Raw genomic sequence first — 23,326 nt, forward strand, 5'->3', positions numbered from 1 at the left:
GGTTAAAAACCGGTTTATTATCCGTAAATCAATGGCGAATTGTAAGAACATCCGTGCTTGACGGCCCCGATGGCAGCATCAAAAATGGGGCATCCGTCGCTGCCGAGCCATCCAGATGAAGATCTTCAGAATTCTGCTGCTGTCCCTGGGGTGTACCCTCTTGAATACACAGGCCTTCGCCAATGAGGAAGAGACCACCGATCCCGCCTCCTCCGCCGTCCAGCCAGGATTCGCCTATCACGCTCTGGATCCGGATATCATCACCAACTACCTTGGCGACGGTAAAACCCTCGGCTATGTACGGGTGACGGTAGAGCTGATGGCCACGGACGCTGCCGACCTCAAGTTGCTGGAGCAGCACGACCCCCTGATCCGCGACGCCATCATCCGGCTGATTGGCAGCAAGACGGGCGCACAGATCAAGTCCCTGGTGAACCGGGAAGAGCTGCGCAAGGAGTGTGAGGCCAAGGTCAACGAGCTGCTGGTCAAGGAGACGGGCAAGAAGGCTGTCCGCGAGCTCATCTTCACCAAATACCTGTACCAGTAACCACACCGGGAGGGGTCCTACCCCTCTCACCCGTTGCATTCACTGTCGAGGACGTCATGGGTCACAAGACGCTGTGTGAGTGGCGCCGTCACGAGATCCCCGCCGATCTCAAGACGCTGCGCAAGATTGTGCGCAAACCCAAATTCGTGTGTGGCAAGTGTGCCCGCAGCGCCAATGACAAGGATTACCTGTGCCAGCCGCTGCGGCTGAAGCATAAAGAAGGGTAGGTACCTCTTCTCACGAAGAGGTTCACGCAATATTTCAGAAGAGAGAGGAAGGCTGATTTATTGATCAGTCCAGCCATGGCGACCCTGTTCAAACAGGCGACGGGCCTGCACGTCGTTGGGACAGACGCCGCGATACTCCTCTCCCGACCGTCCTGCCAGATAGAGATGCTCGGGTCGGCAATACCAGGCCAGCCCCTTCTGGCGACCCAGCTCCCAAAGGGCAACGTCCACTTTTTCCCCGCACTGGGTCTGGTGAAATGCCACCCGATCGCCAGCAAAACCGAGCTTGCCGTCCGCCTCTCCCACGTCGCTCCACACCTTCTCGCAAGGGTCGTCGGAGTTGGAAACACAGCCCCCGAGCAGGGCGGCACAAAACATGATGACGAGTGAGCGCATATTCATCCTTGGCGTCGTTGGAATCGTTGTTGAGCCGCTGCCTGCCTCGTACAGCGTCATTTGAGCAGTTCATTCTAACCAGCCCGCCCCGTTCTCACCAAGGGCTGCCCCCCTCGCCACACAAAAAATCGGGCGGGCACCAGGCCCGCCCTCAGGCGTTACAGGGAGTCACTGATCGTCGAGAGGGTCATAGTCCTGCCAGCTCTCGTCATCTAGCTCCTCCAGCTCGTCTTCCCAAGATTCCGGCTCCCAGTCATCATCGAGATCGAAATCAGGCGTCTGCGTACCCATGCTCATTCTCCTTGGATAGTGCACCGGCCTACAAAGTCTATCCAGAATAATGGTGCTCGCCAGTGGTTCCGCTCAGAGCTTGACCAGGGTGCAGACAGCCACCTGGAGTCATGGCTCCGGTGGCATCCACGCTCTGCTCCAACCCGGTGACAGACCGGGCGAACACGTCGGCTGGCAGTTCCCGCGCAGGGCGACGGTGCACCAAGCGGGTCTTCGGTCACAACGCCTTGAACATGCTTCCCTCGCCCTGTCGTGGCATCGCTCGTCAGGTGCTCTGGCGCTTTTGCAATTGAAAATCCAGGGCGAGGCTCATGCCGGCCACCTCCTCGCCCGCCAGCTGGCGCAGGATCAGCTCCGCCGCCTCCCTGCCCATCTGGTGATAGGGGATCCTGACCGAAGTCAGCGCAGGATGACAGGCGCGTGCCACATCCAGATCGTCGAAACCGGCGATGGCGAGCTTGCCCGGCACGCTCAGATGGCGGCGCTGGCATTCGAACAGCACCCCGGCCGCCAGCTCGTCGTTGACGCAGATCAGCGCATCCAGTTCGGGCCAGCGCAGCAGAAACTCCCCCAGCATGGCCGCCCCCGTGCTAAAACTCGGCAGCTCAGAGGTATTGATGATGGCGTCCGGGGAGAGGTAGTTGTCCAGCAGCGCCTTCTGCCAGCCCTGCATGCGCTGCTGCAGCATCCACTGCTCCTGGCGGGCACAGAGAAAGCCGATGTTGCGGTAGCCGCGCTCGATGAGGTGGCGGGTCAGCTGATAACCGGCATCGAAGTTGGAGACCCCGACGTTCATGTCGATGGGATGGCGCGCCATGGCTCCCACCTCCACCACCGGCAAGCGGGCCGCCTGCAGGCGCTGCCGGATGACCTCCCCGGGATCCCCCCCAAACAACACCACAGCGGCCGGATTGTGCTGCAGGAAATTGCTGAGCAGGCTGGCCTCCTGCTGCTTCAGGTGCTGGGCATCCCCCAGCATGATCTGGTAGCCCTCGGCGAGCAGGGTCTGCTGCAGCCCGGCAATCATGTCACCGCAGGCGCGCTCCGCCAGGCTGGGGACGATGACCACTATGGTCTGGGAAGTGGCGGAAGCCAGCGCCCCCGCCGCCCGATTGGGGATATAGCCGAGTTCATCCACCGCCGCCTCGATGCGCTCTCGCATCTTGTCTGACACCAGCTCGGGGGTGCGCAGGGCGCGCGACACCGTCATGGCTCCCACGCCAGCCAACTGGGCCACGTCGTTGAGGGTCACCCGACCCGTGCTGCGGCGTTTTTTCGCTTCTGACATCCTTTCCCTTCCTCGGCATACGGGCATTCACTTTAAGGCAAAAGCGGGGCACTGACTATTTGCTCAAACCGGATTTTACCTTCTTTGAGGCCGATAAGGGGCAGGATGAATCCCTCCTGTGAGAGAAATGATAGCGCTATCACAGATCAATGTTAGCGCTATCTGGTAGCGCTAACTTTCGGGATCAAGCTCACAGTTATCAAGGGGCAAGATCGCTAGATTGGCGCCATCCTATCCAGCCCGGACACTGCCATGCTGACCCAATTGCTGACCGAGGAGGTCATTTCCATCGAAGCGGGCGCCCGCGACTGGCGCCACGCCATCGAGCTGGCCACCGCCCCCCTGCTTGCCAACGGCACCATAGAGCCCTCCTATGTGGCGGCGCTCTATCGCTCCCACGAGGAGCTCGGCCCCTACTACGTGCTGGGCCCGGGCCTGGCCATGCCCCACGCCCGCCCGGAAGACGGCGTCAACCGGTTGGGACTGGCGCTGACCGTACTGAAAGAGGGGGTCAACTTCGGCTCCGAGGGCAACGACCCGGTGCGGCTGCTGGTCACCCTGGCCGCCAGCGACAGCAACTCCCACGTGGAGACCATCGCCCAGCTGGCCGAGCTGTTCATGAATGAAGAAGACGTGGCGGCCATCATGGCGGCCACCAGCAAAGACGACATCCTGCGCATCCTGGCGCGCTACTGATCTGCGCCACGGCGCACCTGACAGAGGAAGAGAGCATGAAAATTCTGGTTGTATGCGGACACGGCCTGGGCACCAGCCTCATGATGGAGATGAGCATCAAGAGCATTCTCAAGGAGCTGGCCGTGACGGCCGAGGTGGATCACCGGGATCTCGCCTCCGCCGGCAGTGAGAGCGCCGAGATCTTTGTCGCCACCCGCGACATCGCCGAACAGCTGGTCAGCATGGGTGTCAACGGTCGGCTGGTATCGCTGGACAACATGGTCGACAAGGCCGCCATGAAAGAAAAACTCGCCATCGCCCTGCGCGAGCTGGGCGCACTCTAACCCCTTTGTGACTGTCTGGGCGGCTGGTGAGCCGCCGCTTCCATCTGCTTGGAGCTGACCATGGAATTTTTCAATTTTCTGATGTTTGACGTGCTGTCGGAGCCGGCCGTGCTGGTTGGCCTCATCGCCCTCATCGGCCTGATCGCCCAGAAGAAACCGGTGACCGAGTGCATCAAGGGCACGGTCAAGACCATCATGGGCTTCGTCATCCTGGGGGCTGGCGCCACCCTGGTGGTGAACTCGCTGGGCGACTTCGCCACCATCTTCCAGCACGCCTTCGGCATCAAGGGGGTCGTCCCCAACAACGAGGCGATCGTCTCCATCGCCCAGCAGTCATTCGGCAAGGAGATGGCGATGATCATGTTCTTCGCCATGCTGGTGAACATCCTGATCGCCCGGCTCACCCCGTGGAAATTCATCTTCCTGACCGGTCACCACACCCTGTTCATGTCGATGATGGTAGCGGCCATCCTCTCCGCCGGCGGCATGAGCGGCATCCCGCTCATCGCGGTGGGCAGCCTGGTGGTCGGCGTCACCATGGTGCTGTTCCCGGCCCTCGCCCACCCCTACATGAAGCAGATCACCGGCTCCGATGACGTGGCGCTCGGCCACTTCTCCACCTGCTCCTATGTGCTGGCCGGCTGGATCGGCGCCAAGTTCGGCAACAAGGCCCACAGCAGCGAAGAGGTGCAGGTGCCCAAGAGCCTGCTGTTCCTGCGCGATACCCCGGTGGCCATCTCCTTCACCATGGGCATCATCTTCCTTATCACCTCCCTGTTTGCCGGTGCGGATTACGTATCGGAAGTCGCCAAGGGCAAGCACTGGTTCATGTTCTCCCTGATGCAGTCCATCACCTTCGCCGCCGGTGTCTACGTCATCCTGCAGGGGGTGCGGATGGTCATCGCCGAAATCGTGCCGGCCTTCAAGGGGATCTCCGACAAGCTGGTGCCCAACGCCAAGCCGGCGCTCGACTGCCCCATCGTCTTCCCCTACGCCCCCAATGCGGTGCTGATCGGCTTCCTGTCGAGCTTTGCCGCCGGTCTGGTAGGCATGGTGCTGCTCTACCTGCTGGGGCTCACCGTCATCATTCCGGGCGTGGTGCCGCACTTCTTCGTCGGCGCGGCGGCCGGGGTGTTCGGCAACGCCACCGGCGGTCGTCGCGGCGCTCTACTCGGTGCCTTCGCCAACGGCCTGCTGATCACCTTCCTGCCGGTGTTCCTGCTGCCGGTGCTGGGTGATCTCGGCTTTGCCAACACCACCTTCAGCGATGCCGACTTCGGCGTGGTGGGGATCCTGCTCGGCCTCATCGTACGCTGATCACTCTTCCCCATCGGGGGATGGCCAGCGGTGCCATGCCCCGCTCATCTTCCCGCACAGCCAGCCGGGCCCCACCAGCCCGAACAACGTCGAAAATATGTGCAAACACAGTGCGTTGGATCGGATTTTCACCCCATAGCGGCAGCATCTGACAGGGGAGTGCGATATGCTGATGCGCTGACGTTCAACCCGACCTCGCTCGAGGCCCTTTCCATGAAATACCTGGTAGTACAAACCAAACAGATAGGAGATGTGCTGATCTCCACCGCACTGTGCAACAACCTCAAGCAGCACGACCCTGCCGGGGAAGTTCACTATCTGGTCATGGATTACTGCGCGGGCATGGCAGAGGGAAACCCCAACATCGATCGGTTGATCGTCATCGAGAAGGCGCGCCGCAACGAGTGGCGCTATATGAAGGATTTGCTGCTGGGCATTCGCCGCGAGCGCTACGATGTGGTGATCAACAGCCAGGGCCAGATGATAGGCCTGCTCACCTGCCTCTTCTCCGGCGCCCGCCTGCGGATCGGCTTCGACTCTTTCCCATGGCGCCTGGGCCACAACCGCATCGTGCGCTTTCGCCATGACACCGAGCATCAGGGCAACAGCACCCTGGTGGACGACCGATTTTCACTGCTCAAGCCCCTCGGCCTCGCCAGGGAGGATCGCAACTACTATCTCTGGCTCAGCGACGGGGAGAGACAACGGGGGCGCGAGACCCTGCTGGCCGCTGGCGTCGACCCGACCCGGCCACTCATCGCCATGGGAGTGAACTCCCTCGGGCATTACAAGCGCTGGCCCATCGACTGCTTCGCCAAAGTCGCCCAGTGGCTCATCGAGGAGCACAATGCCCAGATCCTGGTCTATTGCGGACCGGGGGAAGAGGAGTACAACCGGGGGCTGAAGCCGCTGCTGCCAGAAGCGCTGCAGGCCAGCGTGTTTGACCATGTTCAGACCCGCTCGGTACGGGAACTGGTGGGGCTCTTCGCCCACTGCCACCTGTTCGTTGGCAACGACACAGGCCCACGGCACATGGCGCAGGCGCTGGATATCCCCCTGCTCACCATCGTCTCTCCCCTCGGACACTCCGCCATTGCCAATCCCGTCTCTCATCCCCGTTATCGCTTCGTCGACACGGGTCGTCAGGATCCGCAGCAGGAAGTGCGCGAGGTACAGATGCAGCTGGATCAGCTCTGGAGTCAAGTCACACCCGTCACCGGCAAGCAGGCAGATGGAGACATGGCTCCCCTGCCCACTGTCTAGCACGGTGATGCCATATCGCCGTCATTTGCGCAGGCGGAAGAACTCCTTCTGCCATTCATAGAGATACCCTGACCAGCCTTTGGCCTTGGCACGCAGGAACACAAGACCGGATGAGCGTTTCCAGCTGTGCTGGAACCAGTGGGTCATGTAGCGCTCTGCCGCCGGCTCGAAATGAATCGCCTCCCCCTGGTAGTTGTAGAAATAGTGCACGGGGGCGATCAGGGCGGTATCCCCTGATGATGCCAGCTTCTCCGAGACCAGGTGTGTCATGATCTCCGGCCCCATGTACATGGGAGAGGACATGATCTCCTGTTCATAGAAGCGCACCAGTTCGGACAGCATGGCCGAATCCTGTCTGGCGTAGATGACCGCGGTGCCGATCAGCCGATCGGATTCGTAGCCAACGCCAAAGGCCACGGACTCGAAGAGCGGGAAGGGATCCTGGTTGATGGTGACATCGGTATCCAGATACAGACCACCTTCCTGAGCGAGGATCTTGAGCCGCAGGTAATCGGTCACGAAGGCCAGCAGGCCTCGCCGGTAGCACTCCCGGGCAAAGGTGCACTCCTGTATCCAGCGTTTGACCTGCGGATCCGTGTCCAGCCAGAGCTTGTAGTCGTAACCCTGCTTGCGCCAGTCATCGATGCACACGTGCGCCAGAGGAGGCAAGCGGCTGCCGAGCCAGATGGCGTGAATGGTTCTGTTGGTCGCACTCATGCCTTGCCCCCCGCCTGTTTCATGTTCCACAGGGCCATCCTGACGAAGCGGTAGAAGCGATAGAGTTCACGGGTCAACTTGAATCCCAGCGGAACTTTCTTCAGCACGACCTGATTCTGGATGTCGCTGCCCATGTCCCGCGGACTGTAGATGGCATAGGGAATCAGGCCGGTACAGATGAGCCCGGTACGATAGGACTCACCGATGAAGTTGTCGACCGAACAGAGCCACCGCTGGCTGTGGGCCAGCAACCGGCGGGCCCCCTGGGGAGAGATGCTGTATCCCGTGGTCCAGCACGAGTTGTTGTGCCAGAACATGAGCTGCATGTTGTCCACTGTAGTCAGGGCCGTGGCGGTACCGATCTGGGGTTCCACCTTCACGTACTCGTACTGTTCGTGGATCTTCGGCAGGGTACCCACCACCTCTTCAAAATACTGGGTGGGCAGGAAATCGTCTTCCAGGATGAGGATGGGCTCGTCGAGCTCGACACACTTCTCCCACAGCAGATAGTGGCTGGCATAGCACCCCTTTTCCCCGGGCGTCAGCGGTCTGCTGCGAAACCGGATCCTGTGCTGATCATCCGGCAGGGCCTGCAGCCGCTCGGGCAGCCCCTCAAAACCGTTCACTGCGCTGAAAAATTCGAAGGGGATGCCTCTGGCAGAGAGCACAGACTCGACACGACTGCGCCGCTCGACGGCCCTGTCCAGACTAATGACGTAAATTTTCATGACCTTCCTTTCCAAGCCTGTTCAGTTCCCAATGCAATGCGGTCGAGTAGATGGCGCCCATGAAGACGCTGAATACCCACTGCCCGGAACGCATGTAGAAGAATGATTCGAAGTTGTTGATGATGAGCCAATAGAGGATGAAGGAGATGGCCAGCATCTTGATGAAACGGGACGAAACCGGACAGCACAGCACCTGGCGGAGCACCGAGAAAAGTGTGCCATACAACACCAGGAAACCGGCTACCCCCCAGCACACCAGTGTTTCCATGTTGGAGTTGTGCAGGTGACGAAACTCCCGGGTAATGTAGTCAGGCAGCGTCTTGGAGAGGGTGATCACCAACGACTGGCTGCCATAGCCTGTCCCGAAGAAGGGGTGAGCGAGGAACCACTGGATGGCCTCCAGCCAGGTCTTCAATCTCACCCCGATGCTGAAGTCCCGTACCTCGTTCCAGTTACCCGTCAGGATGGCATTCACATCCCCCTGATGCACGAAGCCGGCCAGCAGCCGCTCCCGGATGAACGAAACCTGATAAAGCGCCAGCATGGTCATCAGCAAGATGGCGTAGATCAACACCACCTTGCGCCTTGGCCAATGCTCTCCTCCCCCCAACAAGGGGAGGATGGCCAGCGAAGCCGAGATCGCCAGCCAGGACTGACGGGACTGCAGAATGACGGAGAAGACCCCGAACAACAGGATGCCGAGCAGGATCCCGGCATTGCCCAGCGACAGCTTCCTGAATTTCGATGTAAGCAACAAGAGCACAAAAAACAGGAAGCAGGCACCCGCGATCAGGGAGCCGTGCTGGGCATTGCGGTAATTGAAATCTACCCTGGCCCCATCAAGACCTGTCTCGACGATGGAGAAGAAGGAGGAGTGATAGGCAAAGGTGAAAATGACACCGAGGCAGAAGGTCAGCAGGGTGATGACGATGCGGCGCGGGTCCCCCTTCAGCCAGTAGGCGAGACCAAGGAAGAAGAAGAGGTATGCCATCGACTTCACAGAAGGGTATTTGAGGGCATAGTCGGGCACGAACTGTCTGGATGCGACCCAGCTCAGGCTCTGTACCACCAAGGCCAGACAGAGCAGTTGAAAGATCCTGTTCCTTGTAAAGAAGGCCCTTTCCACATAGAAGGCCATCAGGGTGGCCAACACTATGATGGTCTGGCAGACGTCGGCGATCAGCTGAATCGAATCCTTGAACAGGGTGTAACCCAGAATATTCAGGAAGATGAAGTTGCCGAACGCCTGGCCGTGAAAGATGCGGAGAAAATCGTCACTCGTCGATGAGTCATGATCTGTCATACGGAGCAAGGTGTATTCCCTGTCAGGTTTTTCGGAAGACATAGTTGCCACGGATCTTGCGCCACAGGCCGAACATGTCGGTGCGGGGGAAGATGGCGATCCGGCGGATCTGGAACGGATCCCGGTGCATGGCTCTGGGGCCGCTGTTGGTGGCCACAGCATAGCGATAACCGGCGGCAACGGCCTGGGATTTTGCACTGTCGTTCAGATCCCCGTAAGGATAGGCAAACGAGATCAGGGGATGGCCGAGCAACTGCTCCAGCCAGGCCTTGTTGGCCTGGATCTGGTGGGCCTGCTCCTCTGGGGGGAGCGTACTCAGGCGGGGGTGAGTCAGGGTATGGCCCCCGATCTCCACATGACCGGAGGCCACCAGCGCCTTGATCTCCTCCGGGGTCATCAGGGTCACCGGGGTATCGGGGTGGGTCGGGTGCTCCACATCCCAGCGATTGTGATCCTCACCGGTCACCACATAGACCACCGCCTTGTAGCCATACTTTTCCAGCAGCGGCAGCATGCGGGTGAGGTTGTCCCGATAGCCGTCGTCCACGGTGATCATCAGGTACTTCTTGCCGTATTGCAGCCGGTGGATGAACCCGTTCTCCGCCAGGTCGGCAAATGTCAGCGTCTCGTAGCCCAGCCACTTCATCAGCTTGAGGTGCTTCTCGAACATGGCGACCGGGAGCCAGGTGCCATGCACTCCCTTCTCGCTCTCGTGCTCGATGAAGCGGTGATACATGATGACCGGCATCTCCCGGCGCAGGGTCTCGACCACGGCATCCTGATAGACGGATTCCAGCCCGGTCACGACGCCTTGCAAATCATACTCTTGCAGGATCCGTTGACGCACTGGGTCTGGCACCACCTTGGAGGCTAGCGCCGAAGGGATCTGCGCCTTCAGACCGGCAAAGTCGATGGCCAGATCCCTGGGGCCGATGTCGCCGAAGTTGCTGGCGAGGGCCTCGTCCAGATTCTGCTCCGTCACCAGACCGATGGCCCTGGCTTCGCCGATGGCAAACGCCGGACGACCGCACAGCAGCGCCTCCATCGCCACCCGACCGGCACCGATCACCAGATCGCAGCCCGCCATCAGGGCGGGCACATCGTCCACATAACCAACGAAGTCGACCTTGTCCTGAAAACGGGCAAAACGCGCCGGCACCTGGGTGCCGCTGACGATGCGCACCCGGCAGGCTTCCAGATCCAGTACCTCGTCCAGCAACCGGTAGCAGAGCTCCCCCTTGGGACCGCTCAGCCGACCAATGATGGCGATCACCGGCTTGTCGTTGTCCGGTATCGGCACGGGCTGGAACTTGTCGGTCTCGATGCCGTTGCGCAGCACCTGCACCATGGCCGGGTCCACCCCCAGGTTGTCGATGATCTGGCTGGCGATATCCTCGCACACCGCCACCGCCCGATAGCCCAGCGCATGGAATGCCTTGCGGGAGGCGTGTACCGGCTGGCGCCCGTGCACCGTGGTGATCATGGGGGTGCCGGTCAGCTTGCAGGCGACGTAGCTGCTCCAGCCCGAGGCGCGCGAATGGGCGTGCACAAGCTGGATCCTGTGCTTGCGGATCAGATAGATGAGATAGAAGACGTGCCAGAAGCGGCGCAGGATGCTGCGCTTGTTGAAGCGCAACCGAAAGACCGGCCCCAGAGTCGGTTTGGTCAGGGTGTCAGAGACGTAGAAAACCTGGTGGCCACGGCGGGTCAGCTCGTTGCCGACCGTGGTGGCATAGACTTCCGCGCCCGTCACTTCGAGCTGGGAGAGAGCCATCAATATGTTCATGCAAGCGCATCCGATCGACGGGTGGCCAGAGCCACCCGCCAGAGGGGGATCAAGCCCGGTTCAACCAGGCCATGTAATCGGCCACGCCTTCGGCCACAGTCTTGAACTCGCCGTCATAGCCGACGCCGCGCAACTTGGTGAGATCCGCCTGGGTGAAGCTCTGGTAGCGACCCTTGAGGTGATCCGGGAAGGGAATGTACTCGATGGCGCCTTTCTGGTGATGCCTGATCACGGCTTCCGCCACGTTCTGGAACGGTTCAGCCCGGCCGGTGCCGCAGTTGAAGATGCCGGAGTGCTGCGGATTCTGCCAGAACCAGAGGTTCACCTTGCAGACGTCGTCCACGTAGATGAAGTCGCGCATCTGGCCGCCATCCGGGAAGCCGTCACAGCCCTCGAACAGCTTGGGATTGTCACCCTGCTTCACCTGGGTATTGAGGTGGAAGGCCACGGACGCCATGGAGCCCTTGTGCTGCTCGCGCGGACCATAGACGTTGAAGTACTTGAGACCCACCACCTGGGAGTTGATCTCCGGCATCCAGCGACGCACGTACTGATCGAACAGCTGCTTGGAGTAGCCGTAGACGTTGAGGGGCTGCTCGAACCTGGGATCTTCGATGAAGTTGTCGTTGCGCCCGCCATAGGTCGCGGCGGAAGAGGCGTAGATGAAGGGGATTTCCCGTTCGATGCAGTAGTGGAACAGATCCTTGGAGTACTCGTAGTTGACCTCCATGATGAACTTGCCGTTCCACTCGGTGGTCGCGGAGCAGGCGCCTTCGTGGAAGATCACCTCGATGCCGTCATCCCACTCCTCGAATTCGTCACCGGAGACGATCCGCGCCTGGAACTCGTCCTTGTCCATGTAGTCGGCGATGGTGAGGTCGACCAGGTTGACGAACTTGGTGCCGTCGGTCAGGTCATCAATGACCACGATATCGGTCCGTCCTTGAGCGTTCAGCTGCTTGACCAGATTGCTGCCGATAAAGCCAGCACCGCCAGTTACTACGATCATGGAGTTTGCCTCGCGTACGTTGTGGCCCCGTGTGACTGCCTGTTAAAGCTGTGTATAGTGGGCCAATTTGAAATTGCCGAAAAGTTTATCACGGGCCGCAAGGGGATTCGACCTCGATGACTTTTCCCCTTCGGGCCCGGCAGAGGGACCAGCGATGAAGACCAGAGACAGGATCATCCACAGCGCCACCGAGCTGTTCAACGATCAGGGCGAGCGCAACATTACCACCAACCACATTGCCGCACACCTTGGCATCAGCCCGGGCAACCTTTACTACCACTTCAGAAACAAAGAAGACATCATCCACTCCATCTTCGATCAGTACGCCCGCCACCTGAGCGACAGCTTCACTCCGATCCGCAGCAGCGAGATCCGGCTGGAGGATCTGATGGGCTACCTGGATGCCATCTTCTATTTGATGTGGCAGTTCCGCTTCTTCTACGCGAACCTGCCGGACATCCTGAGTCGCGACGAGCTTCTGCAGCAGAAATACCTCAAGGCACAGGAGCAGCTCCGTGCCACCGTGGAGACGCTGCTCAGAAGCCTGCGCGAAGGCGGCATCATCGCCGTCAGCGATGAAGACCTGCCGGATCTCGGCCAGACCATCAAGATGGTCGTCACCTGCTGGATCCCGTTCCAGATTGCCCAGGCCCCGGCCACCCGCATCACCAAACCCCTGCTCTACCAGGGGGTCTTGCGGGTGCTGTTTTTGCTGCGCCCCTACGTGCAGCCACAGGTGGCCCCCCAGATACATCAACTGGAGCAACATTATCACCAACTGGCCCAACCAGCCGGGTGAGATCTGTTTCACAATTGTTGATTATCAGCATAAAAATTTGAATTTATACGCAGGGATTACAGTAAAATGTTGCCCATTCTAGGGTCTGTCGGCGTTTCGTCGCGACCGTGACGACGCCGAACCGTGCGGGTTGCACGGCCCGGGATCCTGATAACACAGTCGATACAGCAATGAGGACCGAGGATGTCTAACGGATTCTATCGTCACCTGACCGAACAGCTCGAACAGGTCAAGGCGGAAGGGCTATACAAGCAGGAGCGCATCATCACCTCGGCCCAGCAGGCCCAGATTGCGGTGGGCGGCGAGCAGGTACTGAACTTCTGTGCCAACAACTACCTGGGGTTGGCCAACCACCCCGACCTGATTGCCGCCGCCCATCAGGGGCTCGAGAGCCACGGCTTCGGCATGGCCTCCGTGCGCTTCATCTGCGGTACCCAGGACCAGCACAAGGAGCTGGAGCAGAAGCTGTCCGCCTTCCTCGGCACCGAAGACAGCATCCTCTACTCCTCCTGCTTCGACGCCAACGGCGGTCTGTTCGAGACCCTTTTCGGTGCCGAAGACGCCATCATCTCCGACGCCCTCAACCATGCCTCCATCATCGATGGGGTGCGGTTGTGCAAGGCCAGGCGCTATCGCTACGCCAACAACGACATGGCCGAACTGGAAGCCCAACTCAAGCAGGCCGATGCCGACGGCGCCCGCTTCAAGCTGATCGCCACCGACGGCGTCTTCTCCATGGATGGCGTCATCGCCGACCTCAAATCCATCTGCGATCTGGCCGACAAGTACGATGCGCTGGTGATGGTGGATGACTCCCACGCCGTCGGCTTCATCGGTGAGAACGGCCGCGGCACCCACGAATACTGCGAGGTGATGGAACGGGTCGACATCATCACCGGTACCCTGGGCAAGGCGCTGGGTGGCGCGTCCGGTGGCTACACATCCGGCAAGAAAGAGGTGATCGACTGGTTGCGTCAGCGCTCCCGTCCCTACCTCTTCTCCAACTCCCTGGCACCCTCCATCGTCTCGGCCACCATCAAGGTGATCGACATGCTGGCCGAGGGTCACGACCTGCGTGCCCGCCTCAAGGAGAACAGTGCCTACTTCCGCGAGCGCATGAGCGCCGCCGGCTTTACCCTGGCCGGTGCCGATCACGCCATCATTCCGGTCATGCTGGGGGATGCCAAACTGGCCGCCGAGATGGCGAGCCGCATGCTGGACGCCGGTATCTATGTGGTGGGCTTCTCCTTCCCCGTGGTACCCAAGGGTCAGGCGCGCATCCGGACCCAGATGTCCGCCGCCCATACCCGGGAGCAACTGGACAAGGCGATCGATGCCTTCATTCGCATCGGTCGCGAGCTCGGTGTGATTTGATCACATGGCTGGCTGATTAAAACGGGGGCCAAGGTTGGGCCCCATTTTATTACCCTCTGTACCCGGCATGGCGCCGTGAGGAATCTGTCATGAAAGCACTCTCCAAACTCAAATCCGAAGTCGGCATCTGGATGACTGATGTCCCGGCTCCCGAGCTCGGCCACAACGATCTGCTCATCAAGATCCGCAAGACCGCCATCTGCGGCACCGACATGCACATCTACAACTGGGACGAGTGGGCCCAGAAGACCATTCCCGTCCCCATGGTGGTGGGGCACGAGTATGTGGGAGAGGTGGTCGCCGTCGGCCAGGAAGTGCGCGGCTTCGCCATCGGCGATCGCGTCTCCGGCGAAGGCCACATCACCTGCGGCCACTGCCGCAACTGCCGTGCCGGTCGCACCCACCTGTGCCGCAACACCATTGGTGTGGGTGTGAACCGCCCGGGTTCCTTCGCCGAATACCTGGTGATCCCGGCCTTCAACGCCTTCAAGCTGCCGGACAACATCCCCGATGAGCTGGCCGCCATCTTCGATCCGTTCGGCAACGCCGTGCACACCGCCCTCTCCTTCGATCTGGTGGGTGAAGACGTGCTCATCACCGGCGCAGGCCCCATCGGCATCATGGCCGCTGCCGTCTGCCGTCACGTTGGCGCCCGTCACGTGGTGATCACCGACGTCAACGAATACCGGCTGGAACTGGCCCGCAAGATGGGCGCCACCCGTGCCGTCAACGTGGCCAAGGAGAAGCTCTCCGATGTCATGGAAGATCTCGGCATGACCGAAGGGTTCGATGTGGGGCTGGAGATGTCCGGGGTGCCCAGCGCCTTCCAGGACATGATCGACAAGATGAACCACGGCGGCAAAATCGCCATGCTCGGCATTCCGCCCTCCACCATGGCCATCGACTGGGGCAAGGTGATCTTCAAGGGACTCTTCATCAAGGGGATCTACGGCCGCGAAATGTTCGAAACCTGGTACAAGATGGCAAGCCTCATCCAGTCTGGCCTGGATCTCAGCCCCATCATCACCCACCATTTCCATATCGATGACTTCCAGCAGGGCTTCGAAGCCATGGGCTCGGGCAAGTCCGGCAAGGTGATCCTGAACTGGGATTGACGACGCGCGAGGGGCGCCTTGGCAATCAGCGCGCCCTCTTTTGTTCAGCCTCACTACACCCGGCGTATGCCGGGTTTTTTTATGTGGCATCACCCCTTCCCGCTCTGCCACTTTGTTTGCAGATTGCTTAACACTTCACACACAAGCGTTTAAATGGCTGTAACTATTCGGTTATAATCCCGTCGTTTTCTGGGGATAATAAGAGCCTGCTGGGAGTACATGAGCGTGTTGAAAAAACTGAGCTATTTGCTGGCTGCCGGGATGGCGGCTGCCACTCTGTCCGGCGCCGTCCTTGCCGCCGATGACATGTCGACAGAGGCCATCGCCGAGCGTATTGCCCCGGTTGGCCAGGTTTATACCGCCAAGGATCTGGAAGGTATTGCGACCGCCGCGGCCGCGCCTGCGGCAGCCTCCTCAGGCCCCCGTGACGGCGAGACCGTGTTCAAGGGTGCCTGCTTCGCCTGCCACGATACCGGTGCCGCCGGCGCCCCCAAGCGAGGTGACAAGGCCGCCTGGGAGCCACGCATCGCCCAGGGCTTCGACACCTTGCGCAAACACGCCATCGAAGGCTTCACCGGCAAGGCTGGCATGATGCCACCGCGGGGGACCTGCGCCACCTGCAGTGACGAAGAGATCGAGAACGCCATTCACTACATGATCGACAAGCTCTAAGTAATTGAAAGGGCTCCTCTTGCAGCCCTTTCAATCCCATCACTTCCGACTACGCTTGAAGGTAAGTTTTTTCGGGAGTGTTGCATGTCAGTTCAGCCCACCACACCGCCAGACTCGCACTCCTTGCTGGCGGTCGTCTCCTCCATCATGGATTTCCCCGCCCCCGGCATTGCCTCCCCCGAGGATTACGCCCGACTGGTCGGTCTGCTGGACACACTCTGCCCTCTGCAACATTTCGCCATGCTGGGGTTGGCCGACGGGGGGCTGAACTGGCGCTACACCTATCAGCTTCCCGACGTGTTCAAGCAACAATTGGGACGGGAAGAACCTCGCCTCACCGAACAGCTCACCCGGCTCGATGAAGGTCAGGGCTGGTGCGTGCAGCCTGTGGAGCATATCGACGTGCAGTGGTTGCTGGCACGCAGCACCCCGGATCAGGCACCCACCCTGAGGTTGCTGTTGGAGTGCCTGGCCAAACGCCTGCACGAAACCCAGACCGGTACCCAGCTGGCGGGGCAGGCTTCCCCTCTCATGCAGCGGGATCCCCAGTGGCAGGAGAAAATCGAGAAGATCGGCCGAGTCATGCGCCTGGCTCACAACCTGCCTCAGCATGCCCTATTTACCCAGTTGGAAGCTGTGTTGCGCCAGATGCTCTCGGTCAGCGACATGTTGCTGATCCGGCTGGAAAACCAGCGACTGGAGCGACTCTATCCACCACACCTGACATACGACGATGACATCATTCGGGCCATGTGCCACAGCACCAACAGCGTAGAGCGCCATGAAGAGGGACTTTACTGGTACAGCCTGCCCCTGCGCCAGCAGCAGCAATACTTTGCCCACCTCATCCTCAACATGACCCGGCCTCTGGAAACCGATGACAGGCTGTTCCTCGATTTCCTGCGCCATCAGCTGACCCTGTTGCTGGAGCTCAAAAGGGTGCGACAGCAACTCGATGAGCTCAACTCGGAGGAGTCCATCAACCAGCGACTCCAGCAGCTGCGCCAAACCAACTTGAGGTTGCAGAAACGGCTCAAGCATCATCAGGAGCTGGAGCGGCGGCTCCAGTTCAATGCCCTGCACGACCCGCTGACCCAGTTGCCAAACCGGGCGCTGCTGATGAATCACCTGCATCATGCCATGACCCGCTACCGCCGTTACCAGACAGCCGGCTTCACCCTGATCTTCGTCGATGTGGATCACTTCAAGCAGGTCAATGACGCCTTGGGCCACAGTGCCGGCGATCAGTTGCTGCAGGAGCTGGGCAACAGGCTGCAAGGCTGCATCCGGCAAAATGACATGGTGGCGAGGCTCGGAGGGGACGAATTCGTCATCTATCTGGACAACAGCCAGCGGGAAGAGGACATCAGCCCCGTGCTCAATCGCCTGATTGGCCGTATCGGCCATCCGTTCCGGCTCCAGGGCAACGAACTGACCATCACCGTCAGTCTGGGGGTCGCCAGCGTGACGGAGCAAACGGCCGATGTCAGTGAACTGCTGCACCAGGCAGACCTCGCCATGTACCAGGCCAAGCGCAACGGTCGCAGCCGCATCGTCATGTATTCGGAGGCCTGTACCGAACAGGCGGGGTCACCGGAAGAGCGGCTCTTCAGAGCCTTGCGGGAAGGGCGGATTGTGCCCTACTTCCAGCCGGTGATCAGGCTGTGTGACAGCCGCCTGGTCGGACTGGAGGTGATGGCGCGCTGGATAACGGAGGAAGGGGAGCTCAAGGATGCATTCGACTTCATTCCTCTGGCGGAACAGTGCGGCCTCATTCAGGATCTGGACCGCCAGATCCTCAAGCGCACCTGCCAGCAACTGAAGCTTTGGCAACCCGCCTCCGGGGTCGGTCGTTTCAGGATAGCCATCAACCTCTCCGGCAAGCACCTGGCCAGCCACGAGCAGATCATGCAACTGCTCACCATCATGGAGGAGGAGGGTGTCATCCCCGCATGTTTCATCTTTGAGTTCAACGAGCGCGAGCTCTCCCGGCAGAGTGCCGACTCCCTCACTGCCCTGCATGAACTGAGGGCGAAAGGGATCCAGGTCAGCCTGGATGACTTCGGCACCGGCTTCTCTTCCCTCAACGCCCTGTTTCACTTCCCGGTGGATTACATCAAGGTGGACGACAGCTTCACCCATCGCATGTTGAACTCACCCAAGGATCTGGCGCTGATCCGTGCCATGCGGGACATCTGCCAGGACCTCGACTTCACCCTGGTGGTCGAGGGGATCGAAAATCAGCAGCAGTTGCAAAAGCTCATCGAGCTTGGCTGCGCCCTCGGGCAGGGGCGCCACATCTCCCCCCCGCTGCCGGGAGCCGATATTCCCCCTCTGCTGGGTCAGGCCGCCCGAGAGGCCAAGCCTTCCGGCCTCAATCCTTCTTGAACAGGGCCCGCAGGTTGGCGACACCAACCTGCCCCTTCTGCTGGCGTTCCTCTGCCGTCACCTTCTTCTGGTTTTCCCACTCCAGGTCATCCTGGGGCAGCTCCAGCAGGAAGCGGCTCGGCTCCGGCCGCACCGACTCGCCAAACTGGCGACGCTCCTTGCAGAGGGTAAAGGTCAGCTCGGTCTGGGCCCGGGTGATCCCCACGTAGGCGAGGCGTCGCTCCTCGTCCACGTTGTCCTCGTCGATGCTGGTCTGGTGGGGCAGCAGCCCCTCCTCCATGCCCACCATGTAGACATAGGGAAACTCCAGCCCCTTGGAGGCGTGCAATGTCATCAGCTGCACCTGATCCGCCTCATCCTCCCCTTCGTTGCGCTCCATCATGTCCCGCAGGGTGAGGCGAGTCACCACCTGAGCAAGCGTCATCGACTCCTCCAGCTCGTCCCCCTCCAGCATCTCGCTGATCCAGCGATAAAGGGTGGAGACGTTTTGCATCCGCATCTCCGCCGCCTTCGGACTGGGGGAGGTCTCATAGAGCCACTCCTCGTAGTGGATCTCCTTGATCATGTCCCGCACCGCCTCCACCGGATTGCCGCGCAGCGCCTGATCGCCAAGCCTCACCAGCCAGTTGGTGAAGGCCTGCAGGGCGGATAAACCGCGTCCGGAGAGGTGTTGCTCCAGCCCCAGCTCGAAGCTGGCGGCAAACAGGCTCTTGCCGCGCTGGTTGGCGTACTGACCCAGTTTTTCGAGGGTGGTGGGGCCTATCTCGCGGCGCGGCAGGTTGACCACCCGCAGGAAGGCAGTGTCCTCGTCCGGGTTCACCAGCAGCTTGAGGTAGGCCATGATGTCCTTGATCTCGGTGCGGGAGAAAAACGAGGTGCCGCCGGAGATACGGTAGGGAATGCGGTTGGTCATCAGCGCCTTCTCGAAGATGCGCGACTGATGGTTGCCCCGATAGAGGATCGCGTAATCCTTGAACCGGGTGCGGTTCATGAACTTGTGGCCCATCAGCTCGGCGGCGATACGCTCCGCCTCGTGCTCCTCATTCTTGGCAAACAGCACCTTGAGCTTCACCCCCTCGTCCAGCTCGGAGAAGAGCGCCTTGTCGTAGACGTGGGGGTTGTTGGCGATCAGGATGTTGGCGCACTTGAGGATGCGCCGCTTGGAGCGGTAGTTCTGCTCCAGCTTGATGAGCCGCAGATTGGGGAAATCTTCGTTCAGCAGCACCAGGTTCTGCGGCTTCGCCCCGCGCCAGGAGTAGATGGACTGGTCGTCGTCCCCCACCACGGTGAAGCGGGCCCGCTCGCCGACGATCTGCTTCACCAGCTCGTACTGGCTGGTGTTGGTATCCTGGTATTCGTCGACCAGCAGATAGCGGATCTTGTTCTGCCAGCGCTCGCGCACCTCCTGATTGCTCTTGAGCAGCAGGGTCGGCATCACGATGAGGTCGTCGAAATCAAGCGCGTTGTAGGCCACCATCTGGCGGTGGTAACGCTCGTAGAGCTGGGCCATTAGTACCTCTTCCGGCCCGCGGGCGATGCGCATAGCGCGGGCAGGCAGGATGAGGTCGTTCTTCCAGTTGGAGATCTGGCTGATGAGGGCCGAGAGCTTGTCCTTGTCGTTGTCGAGCTCCGCCTCGGTCAGCTCCTTCAGCAGCGCCAGCTGATCGGTGTCATCAAACAGGGAGAAGTTCGCCTTGAGGTTCAGGCTCTTGTGCTCGCGGCGGATGATCTCAAGCCCCAGAGTGTGGAAGGTGGAGACCATCAGCCCCCGCGCCTCCTTGCGACCGAGGGTCTGGCCGACCCGCTCCTTCATCTCCCGCGCGGCCTTGTTGGTGAAGGTGACGGCGGCGATGTTGCGCGCGTTGTAGCCGCACTGCTGTACCAGATAGGCAATCTTGTTGGTGATGACGCGGGTCTTGCCCGATCCGGCACCCGCCAGCACCAGGCAAGGGCCGGAGACAAACTTGACCGCTTCGTTCTGATTGGGGTTGAGCTTCATGGGCCGGATCTCTTGGCTTATGATGAGGGGCGGCATTGTAACAGAGATCCCGCAGGCAGCCGAAACCGCAGGCAATATCCCGCCACTGCGCCTTGTGTTTGACCGCTATTTTCCGGATCATGGCCGACTTTTCCAGATGATATGAGGGGAGCATGAACCAGCAACAGCACGCCCGGCTGCGCAGCCAGTTTCCGGCCTTGGCACAAGAGGTCAACGGCCACCCTCTGGTCTATCTGGACAATGCCGCCACCACCCAGAAACCCCAGGTGGTGCTGGATGCCATCGCGCACTATTATCGGGCCGACAATGCCAACGTGCACCGCGCCGCCCATGCCCTGAGCGGCCGGGCCACCCGTGCCTTCGAGGCCGCCCGCGAGACGGTTGCCCGCTTTATCAATGCACCCCGCAGCCACGAGGTGATCTGGACCCGCGGCACCACGGAGGCTATCAATCTGGTGGCCCAGAGCTGGGGAATGAGCGAGCTGAGGGCGGGGGATGAAGTCGTGCTCAGCACCTTGGAGCACCACGCCAACATCGTCCCCTGGCAGCTGGTCGCCCAACGCACCGGTGCGGTGATCCGGGTCATCCCCCTCGATGAGCGGGGCGATCTCGATCTGGCCGCCTATCACGCCCTGCTGGGACCACGTACCCGACTGGTGAGTGTGGCCCACGTCTCCAATGCCCTTGGCACCGTCAACCCAGTCGAGCAGATAGTGGCGGCGGCCAAGGCGGTCGGCGCCCTGACCCTGATCGACGGCGCCCAGGCAGTGGCCCACTTCGAGGTGGATGTGCAGGCCATCGGCTGCGACTTCTACGCCTTCTCCGGTCACAAGCTCTATGGCCCGACCGGCATCGGCGTATTGTGGGGCCGCACCGAGCTATTGGAACGGATGCCGCCCTGGCAAGCGGGAGGCGAGATGATCGACAGGGTCAGCTTTGCCGGTACCACCTTCAACACCCTGCCCTTCAAATTCGAGGCAGGCACCCCCCATATTGCCGGCGCCATCGGCCTGGCTGCAGCCATCGGCTTTGTGATGGAGCAGGACAAGGATTCATTGGCCAGCCATGACGCGGCGCTGACCGACTATCTGGTTGCCGGACTGCAACAGGTGCCAGGGCTGCGTCTGGTCGGCGAACCCGGTCAGCGCGCCGGCGCGGTCTCCTTTCTGCTGGACGACATCCACCCGCAAGATGCCGCCACCCTGCTCGACATGCAGGGTATAGCCCTGCGGATCGGCCATCACTGCGCCATGCCGCTGATGGAATCGCTCGGTATCGGCGGCACGATGCGTGCCTCCCTGGCCTGCTACAACAATCGGGACGATGTCGACGCCCTGCTGGCCGCCCTGCACAAACTCCGTGACTTCTTCTAAGGCAGACAATCCAATGAGCAGCCTCGCAACCTATACCCGGATAGGCGTTGAGCCCGACGCAAATAGCATCCGTCAGCAGTTTGCGGCAGCAAACGGCTGGGAGAACCAGTACCGACTCATCATCCAGCTCGGCAAACTGCTGCCTGCACTGCCCGGCGAATGGCAGCAGGAGGAATTTCGCCTCAAGGGGTGTGAGAGCCAGGCCTGGTTGAAGGGGGAGAAAGGTGAGGATGGTAACTGGCACTTTGCTTGCGATTCCGATGCCCGCATCGTGCGGGGCCTTATCGTCATCGTACTGGCAGCGCTCAACCACCAACCTGCAGCGGCGATCCACTCCTTCGACATGGAGGGCTATTTCAGCGAACTGGGGCTGGAGAAACACTTGAGCCCGTCGCGGGGCAACGGGCTCAGAGCTATCGTGTTGGCAATCCGGGAGCAGGCTGCCTAACCCACCTTGTACAGTGGTCGATCAGGCTTCGCCAATCGACCCTGCGCCTTCATTTCCGGCCTCTTTCTCGGCGCGGGCTCCCCGCTCGGCAATCTTCTTCAAGACCTGGGACGCGGCAACCAAGCCAAAGGTGGCCGTCACCGGCGTCACAGCCCCGAAACCGGAGGCGCAATCCATCTTCATGTTGCCGTCACTGGCCGCCTTGGCCTGACAGGTGCCACCCTGGCCATCGGGGTAGCTCAGCTGCTCGGTTGAGAACACGCACGCCACCCCGAACTTGCGCGCCGGATTCTTGCTGAAGTTATGCAACCGGCGTAAGTCAGAGCGTACCTTGGCCGCCAGCGGATCCTGGATGGTCTTGGCCAGATCCGCCACGGTGATCCGGGTCGGGTCCATCTGCCCGCCGGCGCCACCGGCCACGATCACGGGTATCTTGTTGCGCTTGCAGAAGGCAATCAGCGCCACCTTGGCCTTAACCGAATCGATGGCATCCACCACATAGTCAAACTCCCGCTTGATATGCTCGGCCAAGTTGTCGGCGGTGATGAAGTCATCCACCTCGATCACCTCACAATCCGGGTTGATGGCACGGATCCGCTCCGCCATCACTTCGGTCTTGAGGCGGCCGACCGTGCCCTGCATGGCGTGGATCTGGCGATTGGTGTTGGTGATGCAGATGTCATCCATGTCGATCAGGGTGATCTGGTTGATGCCGGCACGGGCCAGCGCCTCCGCCGCCCAGGAGCCGACGCCGCCTATCCCCACCACGCAGACCTTGGCCTGACTGAAGGAGCCGAGCGCGCTCTGACCATATAGACGGGCAATGCCCCCGAACCGCTGTAGATATTCTGCTTTCATACCACCACCTTGCTTAAGGGCGGCCATTATAGCGGCAACCTCTCTCAGGGGCGATGTTCGGATGATGGCGGTGTTGATGTGAGGGAAAATGAGTGCTGTGTCGGAAACGAAAAAAAGCCCAGTCTTTCGACTGGGCTTCTTAAGTAGTGGCGGAGCGGACGGGACTCGAACCCGCGACCCCCGGCGTGACAGGCCGGTATTCTAACCGACTGAACTACCGCTCCGCATTCGGTTAGCTTTCGCTAAATCTTTTGCTGCTTGTTTGTGAGGTGTCATCCTCGCAGCCAGTCATGTGATTCTTCACATCACCGTTTAATTGGGTGCCTGGCAGTGTCCTACTCTCGCATGGCGAATGCCACACTACCATCGGCGCTACAGCGTTTCACTTCTGAGTTCGGCATGGGGTCAG

At 60.6% G+C, this 23,326-nt stretch carries 23 protein-coding genes and 1 tRNA gene; 13 read left to right on the forward strand and 11 right to left on the reverse strand.

Annotation, left to right across the window (positions count from 1 at the left end):
* The first annotated feature begins 115 nt into the window (after positions 1-115).
* Positions 116-547, forward strand: a complete 432-nt coding sequence (locus tag AB5Y89_RS08245; protein WP_049636424.1) for a flagellar basal body-associated FliL family protein — start codon at positions 116-118, stop codon at positions 545-547.
* A gap of 56 nt (positions 548-603) precedes the next feature.
* The gene (locus tag AB5Y89_RS08250) at positions 604-774 is read left to right on the forward strand and encodes a hypothetical protein (RefSeq protein ID WP_010672439.1); all 171 of its coding nucleotides are present in this window, start codon (positions 604-606) and stop codon (positions 772-774) included.
* Positions 775-831: 57 nt separating this feature from the next.
* Here the strand turns inward: AB5Y89_RS08250 and AB5Y89_RS08255 are convergent, their stop codons facing one another.
* From AB5Y89_RS08255 to AB5Y89_RS08265, 3 genes are all read right to left on the reverse strand, one after another.
* Entirely contained in the window at positions 832-1,170 is a 339-nt protein-coding gene (locus AB5Y89_RS08255) for a DUF2799 domain-containing protein (protein WP_010672438.1), read from the reverse strand.
* Positions 1,171-1,338: 168 nt separating this feature from the next.
* On the reverse strand, positions 1,339-1,461 hold the full coding sequence (locus tag AB5Y89_RS08260; protein ID WP_010672437.1) for a hypothetical protein: 123 nt from the start codon (positions 1,459-1,461) through the stop codon (positions 1,339-1,341).
* Between the two features lie 265 nt (positions 1,462-1,726).
* On the reverse strand, positions 1,727-2,749 hold the full coding sequence (locus AB5Y89_RS08265) for a LacI family DNA-binding transcriptional regulator (RefSeq protein WP_039041139.1): 1,023 nt from the start codon (positions 2,747-2,749) through the stop codon (positions 1,727-1,729).
* A gap of 252 nt (positions 2,750-3,001) precedes the next feature.
* On the opposite strand from AB5Y89_RS08265, the gene AB5Y89_RS08270 reads away from it, so the two are divergent.
* From AB5Y89_RS08270 to AB5Y89_RS08285, 4 genes are all read left to right on the forward strand, one after another.
* The gene (locus tag AB5Y89_RS08270; protein ID WP_005307534.1) at positions 3,002-3,445 is read left to right on the forward strand and encodes a PTS sugar transporter subunit IIA; all 444 of its coding nucleotides are present in this window, start codon (positions 3,002-3,004) and stop codon (positions 3,443-3,445) included.
* A gap of 35 nt (positions 3,446-3,480) precedes the next feature.
* The gene (locus AB5Y89_RS08275; RefSeq protein ID WP_042879175.1) at positions 3,481-3,768 is read left to right on the forward strand and encodes a PTS sugar transporter subunit IIB; all 288 of its coding nucleotides are present in this window, start codon (positions 3,481-3,483) and stop codon (positions 3,766-3,768) included.
* 60 nt (positions 3,769-3,828) lie between these two features.
* Positions 3,829-5,085, forward strand: coding sequence for a PTS ascorbate transporter subunit IIC (locus AB5Y89_RS08280; RefSeq protein ID WP_010635518.1), 1,257 nt, complete (start codon positions 3,829-3,831; stop codon positions 5,083-5,085).
* A 213-nt stretch (positions 5,086-5,298) separates the two neighbouring features.
* A complete protein-coding gene (locus tag AB5Y89_RS08285) occupies positions 5,299-6,348 on the forward strand; it encodes a glycosyltransferase family 9 protein (protein WP_368223454.1) in 1,050 nt (349 codons plus the stop codon).
* A 21-nt stretch (positions 6,349-6,369) separates the two neighbouring features.
* Here the strand turns inward: AB5Y89_RS08285 and AB5Y89_RS08290 are convergent, their stop codons facing one another.
* From AB5Y89_RS08290 to rfaD, 5 genes are read right to left on the reverse strand one after another with little or no spacing between them, the layout of a single operon-like run.
* On the reverse strand, positions 6,370-7,065 hold the full coding sequence (locus AB5Y89_RS08290) for a glycosyltransferase family 32 protein (RefSeq protein WP_039041138.1): 696 nt from the start codon (positions 7,063-7,065) through the stop codon (positions 6,370-6,372).
* The gene (locus AB5Y89_RS08295) at positions 7,062-7,793 is read right to left on the reverse strand and encodes a glycosyltransferase family 25 protein (RefSeq protein ID WP_042864640.1); all 732 of its coding nucleotides are present in this window, start codon (positions 7,791-7,793) and stop codon (positions 7,062-7,064) included. Before AB5Y89_RS08295 ends, AB5Y89_RS08290 begins: the two co-directional genes overlap by 4 nt.
* Complete coding sequence (locus AB5Y89_RS08300) at positions 7,774-9,096, reverse strand: O-antigen ligase family protein (protein WP_368223466.1); 1,323 nt, start codon at positions 9,094-9,096, stop codon at positions 7,774-7,776. The genes AB5Y89_RS08295 and AB5Y89_RS08300 overlap by 20 nt, the downstream gene beginning before the upstream one ends.
* 22 nt (positions 9,097-9,118) lie before the next feature.
* Positions 9,119-10,882 (reverse strand): polysaccharide deacetylase family protein, encoded by a 1,764-nt coding sequence (locus AB5Y89_RS08305; protein WP_277856421.1) that lies wholly within the window; start codon positions 10,880-10,882, stop codon positions 9,119-9,121.
* 49 nt (positions 10,883-10,931) lie between these two features.
* Complete coding sequence (gene rfaD / locus AB5Y89_RS08310) at positions 10,932-11,891, reverse strand: ADP-glyceromanno-heptose 6-epimerase (protein WP_039041134.1); 960 nt, start codon at positions 11,889-11,891, stop codon at positions 10,932-10,934.
* Positions 11,892-12,045: 154 nt separating this feature from the next.
* Between rfaD and AB5Y89_RS08315 the strand changes: the two genes are divergently transcribed.
* The 5 genes from AB5Y89_RS08315 (at position 12,046) to AB5Y89_RS08335 (ending at position 18,239) form a co-directional block, all read left to right on the forward strand.
* Positions 12,046-12,690: a TetR/AcrR family transcriptional regulator gene (locus AB5Y89_RS08315; protein WP_010672429.1), complete on the forward strand. Its 645-nt coding sequence runs from the start codon at positions 12,046-12,048 to the stop codon at positions 12,688-12,690.
* A gap of 183 nt (positions 12,691-12,873) precedes the next feature.
* Positions 12,874-14,064 (forward strand): glycine C-acetyltransferase, encoded by a 1,191-nt coding sequence (locus AB5Y89_RS08320; RefSeq protein ID WP_052815560.1) that lies wholly within the window; start codon positions 12,874-12,876, stop codon positions 14,062-14,064.
* 89 nt (positions 14,065-14,153) lie between these two features.
* The gene (gene tdh, locus AB5Y89_RS08325; protein WP_010672427.1) at positions 14,154-15,179 is read left to right on the forward strand and encodes an L-threonine 3-dehydrogenase; all 1,026 of its coding nucleotides are present in this window, start codon (positions 14,154-14,156) and stop codon (positions 15,177-15,179) included.
* A 219-nt stretch (positions 15,180-15,398) separates the two neighbouring features.
* Complete coding sequence (locus AB5Y89_RS08330) at positions 15,399-15,851, forward strand: cytochrome c5 family protein (protein ID WP_039041132.1); 453 nt, start codon at positions 15,399-15,401, stop codon at positions 15,849-15,851.
* Positions 15,852-15,935: 84 nt separating this feature from the next.
* Positions 15,936-18,239, forward strand: coding sequence for a putative bifunctional diguanylate cyclase/phosphodiesterase (locus AB5Y89_RS08335; RefSeq protein ID WP_368223457.1), 2,304 nt, complete (start codon positions 15,936-15,938; stop codon positions 18,237-18,239).
* On the opposite strand, the gene rep is transcribed toward AB5Y89_RS08335, so the two are convergent.
* On the reverse strand, positions 18,226-20,238 hold the full coding sequence (rep, locus tag AB5Y89_RS08340) for a DNA helicase Rep (protein ID WP_368223459.1): 2,013 nt from the start codon (positions 20,236-20,238) through the stop codon (positions 18,226-18,228). The genes AB5Y89_RS08335 and rep overlap by 14 nt on opposite strands.
* A gap of 152 nt (positions 20,239-20,390) precedes the next feature.
* Here rep and AB5Y89_RS08345 point away from each other — a divergent pair, with 152 nt between their 5' ends.
* Together AB5Y89_RS08345 and AB5Y89_RS08350 are read left to right on the forward strand one after the other, a co-directional pair.
* The gene (locus AB5Y89_RS08345) at positions 20,391-21,611 is read left to right on the forward strand and encodes an aminotransferase class V-fold PLP-dependent enzyme (RefSeq protein WP_210556369.1); all 1,221 of its coding nucleotides are present in this window, start codon (positions 20,391-20,393) and stop codon (positions 21,609-21,611) included.
* Between the two features lie 13 nt (positions 21,612-21,624).
* On the forward strand, positions 21,625-22,059 hold the full coding sequence (locus AB5Y89_RS08350; RefSeq protein WP_223916408.1) for a SufE family protein: 435 nt from the start codon (positions 21,625-21,627) through the stop codon (positions 22,057-22,059).
* A gap of 21 nt (positions 22,060-22,080) precedes the next feature.
* On the opposite strand, the gene tcdA is transcribed toward AB5Y89_RS08350, so the two are convergent.
* The gene (gene tcdA, locus AB5Y89_RS08355; protein WP_368223463.1) at positions 22,081-22,917 is read right to left on the reverse strand and encodes a tRNA cyclic N6-threonylcarbamoyladenosine(37) synthase TcdA; all 837 of its coding nucleotides are present in this window, start codon (positions 22,915-22,917) and stop codon (positions 22,081-22,083) included.
* Between the two features lie 147 nt (positions 22,918-23,064).
* Positions 23,065-23,141: transfer RNA gene (locus AB5Y89_RS08360), tRNA-Asp, on the reverse strand.
* Positions 23,142-23,326 lie beyond the last annotated feature (185 nt).

This window comes from Aeromonas sp. s4, from assembly GCF_040907855.1.
Classification (GTDB): Bacteria; Pseudomonadota; Gammaproteobacteria; order Enterobacterales; family Aeromonadaceae; genus Aeromonas; species Aeromonas caviae.